This is a genomic window from Vicinamibacteria bacterium (genome assembly GCA_035620555.1).
In the GTDB taxonomy this organism is placed as follows: Bacteria; Acidobacteriota; Vicinamibacteria; order Marinacidobacterales; family SMYC01; genus DASPGQ01.
In genome coordinates, this window is record DASPGQ010000134.1 from 1 (window position 1) to 5,557 (window position 5,557).

Below are 5,557 nucleotides of genomic sequence, written 5' to 3' on the forward strand. Positions count from 1 at the left end.
CGACGTGGAGCAAGACGTTGGACATGTAGAAGAGATTGGGCTCGGCAAAGGCCGCGAGGTAGCTCGCGTTCAGAACGAGGAGGACGAAGCTCCAGAGCACCCAGCGGCTCAAGCGGCTTGATGTGTCGATCGGTTTCCGCATGGAGATCGCTCGTTAGCAATCCCGGTGCCAGCGGGCCGGCGTCGTCTGACGATGCGCCAACTCTCTAACCATCAGCAAGATAGCGCCTTTTCCGCTCATCGCGAGTCGAGACTTCACCGAGAATGCGCATAGAGTCTATGTGCCCCGCCTCCCCGGCGCGTAAAATTTATGACTCGTCGAGCTCGAGGCCGTGCTTGCGAAGGTAATAGCTCAGATTTCGCGGATCGATCCCGAGAAGCCGCGCGGCGTCCTTGCGCGTGAGCCGCGACCGGCGGAGCGCCTCCTGGATGAGCTGCCGCTCGAGCCGCGCGAGCGCGCTTCGGAGATTGAGATCGGCCGAGTCTTCCGACTTCGCCGACGCTCCCCCCGCGGGAAGCAAATCCAGATCGAGAAGGCCTCCCACGGGATCGAGGACGAGCGCGCGCTCGAGCACGTTTCGGAGCTCCCGAACGTTCCCCGGCCAGGAATAGGCCCGAAGCCTCGAGAGCGTCTCGAGAGGAAGCGCCGGCGCCGTCCTCCGCAGCCGGGCCGACACCTCGCCCACGAAATAGCTCGCCAGAAGCGGGATGTCGTCGGGCCGCTCCCGTAGCGGAGGGACCCGGATTCCGAGAACGTTCAGGCGAAAGAAGAGATCGGAGCGGAACGTCCCTTTTGCGACCTCGGCTTCGAGGTCGCTGTTGGTCGACGCGATGACGCGCACGTCGACCCGCGTCGGCCGAGTGTCTCCGAGGCGGTCGAACTCTCCATCCTGGATCACGCGCAGGAGCTTGGCTTGCCCAGCGGCGGGCATGGCCCCGATCTCGTCGAGAAGGAGCGTGCCTCCATGAGCCAGCTGGAACCGGCCCTCGCGATCGGAAGCGGCGCCGGTGAACGAGCCCTTGCGATGGCCGAAGAACTCGCTCTCCCACATCTCGAGAGGAACGGCGGCGCAGTTCACCTTAACGAAAGGCTGGGATGCCCGCGGCGACATTGCGTGGATTCGCCGGGCCAGAAGCTCTTTTCCGGTGCCGGTCTCGCCGACGAGCAGCACCGAAGAGTCGGCGGCGGCAGCGGCATCCACCATTTTCATGACCCGACGCCAGGCAGCGCTCTCGCCAATCGGCACTGACGGTCCGAAAGACGCGCTCTTTCGGAGGTAGAGCAGCTCCCGACGAAGGGAGCGAGAGCTCATCGCCCGTTCGATTACCACCTCCAGAGCTTCCGGCTCGACGGGCTTTAGGACATAGTCGCTCGCTCCCGCGCGGAGACAGGCGACCGCGGAGGCCACCGTGCCGTGGCCAGTAAGGATGACGACGGGAAGCTCGGGATAATCCACCTGGAAACGCCGCACGAGCTCGAGGCCGTCCGCCTCGGGCATGCGGAGATCGGAAAGGACCACGTCCACGGGAGAGCGGGCGAGGATGTCCGCTGCCTCGGCGACGGAGCCCGCGGGCTCGGCCTCGAAGCCACGCTTGTTCAGGATCGCGACGAGCGACTCTCGAACGTAAGCCTCGTCCTCGACGACCAGCACTCTCCCACGATGAGCCATCGTTTTCTCCGTCAATGGGTCGGGAGCGCCAGGCGGAAGACGCTCCCCCCTCCTTCGCGGGAGAAAACCGCCAACTCCCCTTCGTGCTGTTTCACGATGCCGTGGCAGATGGAGAGCCCCAGCCCGGTCGAGCTCTTGGTCGTGAAGAAAGGCTCGAAGATACGCTCGCGATCCGCCTCGGGCACGCCTTGCCCTCGATCGGCGAACTCCGCCACCGCGAGACCGTTCTCGGATCGCGTGCTCACCCGGACCTCGCCGCCATTCGGCTGGACCTCGCAAGCGTTCAAGATCAGGTTCAGGGTCACCTGCCCGAGCGTCACCCGGTTGCCCCGAACGAGAAGCGGGCCCGAAGCGAAGTCCAGCTCGAACGAGATCCCTCGGAATTCCTTTCGCGACTGAACCAGGCGGCTCGTGTCTCGAATCACCTCGTGAAGGTCCACCGTGGAATGGGGCGCGCCCGAGGGCTCCGCATGAGCCAACACTTGGCGTACGATCGCCGCGGCTCTCTCCAGCCCTTCTCTCACCCGCGCGAGGTGGCCATCGACCTCGTCGATGCGACCGTCATCGAGGTCTCGACGAGCGAGACTCAGCCAGTTGGACATTCCCTCGAGAGGGTTGTTGATCTCGTGAGCGATCCCGGCGGCGAGGCGACCGACGGTAGCGAGCCGTTCGGCGTGAAAGAGCTGATGCTCGAGGGCCCGCGTGCGCGCCTCCTCACGCACCCGTGCCTCGATGCGCTCTCGGCGGCGCGATTCCTGGACCGCGGTGAAAGCGAGGATGAGCGTCAAGGCGATGACGACCGGAGCGACGAGGAGCGTCGTCCGATAGCGTTCGACCAATGGTCCAACGAGGGCCATCGCCGCGAGCTCGGGCTGTTCACAAGCGAGCCGCCACGGGGACGGGACCGACCATCCCTGGGCTTCGATCGAAGCGGAGGCGACTAGCGACGCTTCGCCGGGCTGAACGCTCGTTTGGCTCGAGATGACGGCGCCAGACGCATCCTGGAGCTCGCAGCTCCAGGATGCCTCGCCTGGCAAGAGAAGCTCCGATGGCTCCACTTCGATCTCGAGAGTCGGGGGATCGCCACTCGCGTCCCGGGCCTCGCGCCAGGCGACTCGAGCCAGGAGTCTCTGACGCCCGGGAGCGACCGCAACCCCTTCGAGACCCGTCGGGTTTCGGGCGACCCATAGGAGCGGGACACCCCCGCGCCTTCCCGCGTGAAAAACAGGCGTTCCCTCGGAGGAGTTTGCCGCAACGCGAACCACCTCCGGATGTCCGCGAAGAAAGAGCAAGACGGCGCTCTCCGCTCCCACCTCTCGCCAATCGTCGACCGAGGGCTCGCCGAAGTCCACTTGGGCAAGAGGCGCGGAGCCTGCGAGAAAGATGAGGTCGCTCCGTACCGCCGCGAGCCGGCTCTCGAGGATTCGCGCACGCGCCGCCACCGCGTTCTCGAAGGCGAGAATGGCGCCCTCTACCGCGCCCTTCCGGGCCGAAGCGATGCTCCACCATCCGGCGAAACCGGCCGCCACGACGGCGACGAAAGCCGAAACGCGAAGCCACCCTCCCCAGGCACGTGAGGTCTCGACGGATGCGCGCGACATCTCGAGACTCACTATAGCGAAATAGCGTGCGATTCTCCCGGCTCCGGAGGCTCCCGCCGGATTGCTGGAAAGCCGCACTCTTTTGGCGCGCGCCGCGTCTTGACTTGCGAGTCGCATGTGGTCACAATAACCACATGCTGGGACCGAAGCGGCGGGAGGTAGGAGCTCGGGAGCTCAAGACTCGATTAGGCACCTATCTCCGCGAGGTCCGGGCCGGAGCCACCTTGATCATCACCGAAAGAGGCGAGCCGGTTGCCGAGATTCGCCCTCTCCCCACCGGCGGGACGAGCGAGAAAGCGCGCCTGGACGAGCTCGTGGCCCGCGGGTCCCTCACGCGCGAGTCCAGAAAGAAGCTCGCCTCCTTTCGTGCGATTCGAATGACCGGTCGCCCCCTCTCCGTGACCATCATCGAAGACCGAGAAGACCGGTTTTGATCGGCTACTTCGACGCAAGCGCGCTGGTCAAGCGTTACGTCGAGGAGGCTAACAGTGACTTCGTCAGGCGTCTAGTCGAAGAGTGTTACGTCTGCACGAGCCGCATATCGGAGGTCGAGATCGCTTCCGCTCTCGTTCGACGATCAAGGGAAGGCTCGATTGCGCCGGCAGAGCGTGATCGCGCGCTCTCCAGGCTGCGGGAAGACATGCAATCCTTCTACGTCATCGAGCTCTTTCCCGAGGTCGCCCGTGCAGCGCGAGGACTCCTTCTCCGGTACCCCTTGCGCGCGAGCAACGCGATGCAGCTGGCCTCCTCCATTCACGTACGAGACAGCACCGACGCGCCCGTGATCTTCTTGGCGTTCGACGGGAAGCTGAACGATGCCGCCGAAGACCAAGGCTTGACACTCCCTCCTGCGGGTTGACATCGTCCGCCCGAGCGCTCAGGAGCTGCTCGTAGCGCCACCGGCAAGAAGCGGATACCGGTTACAATCAAGGCAAAGAGGGGACATTTTATGAAACGACTTTGGGCTTTCCGCAACACGCTCGGAGTGCTGCTCGCTGGCTTCCTTTACACCGCGCCGGGGCTCGCCCAGAGTGAAGGGGGTTGGCCGACAGCGGGCTGGAAGCATTCGACACCGGCTGACCAGGGCGTCGATGTCACGGTGCTCGACGCGCTCGATCGGGAGCTCGCGTCGGGCAAGCACGGCTATGTCGACGGCATGCTCGTCGTTCGAAATGGTTATCTCGTTTACGAGAAATCCTATTCCCACGATTACCAGGCGCTCTTCGAGGGCAAGGACCCGAAACGATGGCAGTACAACTACTACGACCCCGACTGGCATCCTTATTACAAGAGCGGTCCGCTTCATACCATGCAGTCCGTTTCGAAGAGCGTCACTTCGGCACTCGTCGGTATTGCCATCCGCAGAGGCGAGATTCCGGGTACCGACGTGGAAGCGTCACGCTATTTCGACGGGTTCGAATCCACCGACGGCGACCCTCGCTGGCGGGCGATGAAGCTACGGGATCTCTTGACGATGACGTCGGGCATCGCCTGGGACGAGAGCACCGTCCCTTACACCGATCCGGGAAACGACTGCGCGGTCATGGAAGCGAGCGAGGACTGGATCCGCTACGTGCTGGGAAGGCCGATGGCGACGACGCCCGGCGAACGATTCGTCTACAACAGCGGGGTCACGGTGATGCTGGCGCACATTCTCTTCAAGGCGACGGGTAAGCACGCGGATGAATACGCCGTCGAGCATCTCTTCGGTCCTCTCGGTATCGAAAGCTTCTACTGGAAGAAGACTCCGACGGGCCTCGTCGACACCGAGGGAGGTCTCTATCTGACCGCGCGCGACCTGGCCAAGTTCGGCTACCTCTACCTCCACGACGGGGTCTGGGAAGATAAACGCATCCTGCCCGAGGGGTGGGTCGCCTCGACGACCACGCCTGCCGTCGACGTCTCGGAGTCTAACGATCGGAAATACGGCTTTCAATGGTGGCTTCTTCCGTACGACACCGGCTCCTACGCTTATACTTGCCTCGGCTATGGAGGCCAGATCCTCCTCGTCCTCCCCGAGCACGATCTCCTGGCCGTATTCACCGGCTGGAATATCTACGACAAGCCGTCGCTTTCGGCAGCCTTCGCGCTCGAGCGGATTCTCGAAGCCGTGCGTGAGTGACCACGCGAAAGGATTGACCAAGGAGGTAAATAAGATGTCGACGACGGACGCTCAGCCCGAATTCGACGCGGCCAAGGCCGAAGCGTTCGCGGAGAATCTCCTGTCGGCGCTGAATCATGGCGCGCTGTGCTTGATGCTATCGATCGGGCATCGCACCGGGTTGT

The 5,557-nt window shown here is 63.8% G+C and carries 6 protein-coding genes; 4 read left to right on the forward strand and 2 right to left on the reverse strand.

Features of this window, described 5'->3' with window-relative positions; translation table 11 throughout:
• Positions 1–308: 308 nt before the first annotated feature.
• Together VEK15_05425 and VEK15_05430 are read right to left on the reverse strand one after the other, a co-directional pair.
• Positions 309–1,670: a sigma-54 dependent transcriptional regulator gene (locus VEK15_05425; GenBank protein ID HXV60113.1), complete on the reverse strand. Its 1,362-nt coding sequence runs from the start codon at positions 1,668–1,670 to the stop codon at positions 309–311.
• An 11-nt stretch (positions 1,671–1,681) separates the two neighbouring features.
• Entirely contained in the window at positions 1,682–3,388 is a 1,707-nt protein-coding gene (locus tag VEK15_05430; protein HXV60114.1) for an ATP-binding protein, read from the reverse strand.
• 17 nt (positions 3,389–3,405) lie between these two features.
• Between VEK15_05430 and VEK15_05435 the strand changes: the two genes are divergently transcribed.
• From VEK15_05435 to VEK15_05450, 4 genes are all read left to right on the forward strand, one after another.
• Positions 3,406–3,705 (forward strand): type II toxin-antitoxin system prevent-host-death family antitoxin, encoded by a 300-nt coding sequence (locus tag VEK15_05435; protein ID HXV60115.1) that lies wholly within the window; start codon positions 3,406–3,408, stop codon positions 3,703–3,705.
• Positions 3,702–4,130: a type II toxin-antitoxin system VapC family toxin gene (locus VEK15_05440; GenBank protein HXV60116.1), complete on the forward strand. Its 429-nt coding sequence runs from the start codon at positions 3,702–3,704 to the stop codon at positions 4,128–4,130. The genes VEK15_05435 and VEK15_05440 overlap by 4 nt, the downstream gene beginning before the upstream one ends.
• Before the next feature lie 90 nt (positions 4,131–4,220).
• Positions 4,221–5,393 carry a serine hydrolase gene (locus tag VEK15_05445; protein HXV60117.1) on the forward strand — a complete coding sequence of 391 codons (1,173 nt, stop codon included), beginning with the start codon at positions 4,221–4,223 and terminating at the stop codon, positions 5,391–5,393.
• A gap of 34 nt (positions 5,394–5,427) precedes the next feature.
• A partial coding sequence (locus VEK15_05450; protein ID HXV60118.1) for a transcriptional regulator occupies positions 5,428–5,557 on the forward strand: 130 nt, incomplete at its 3' end.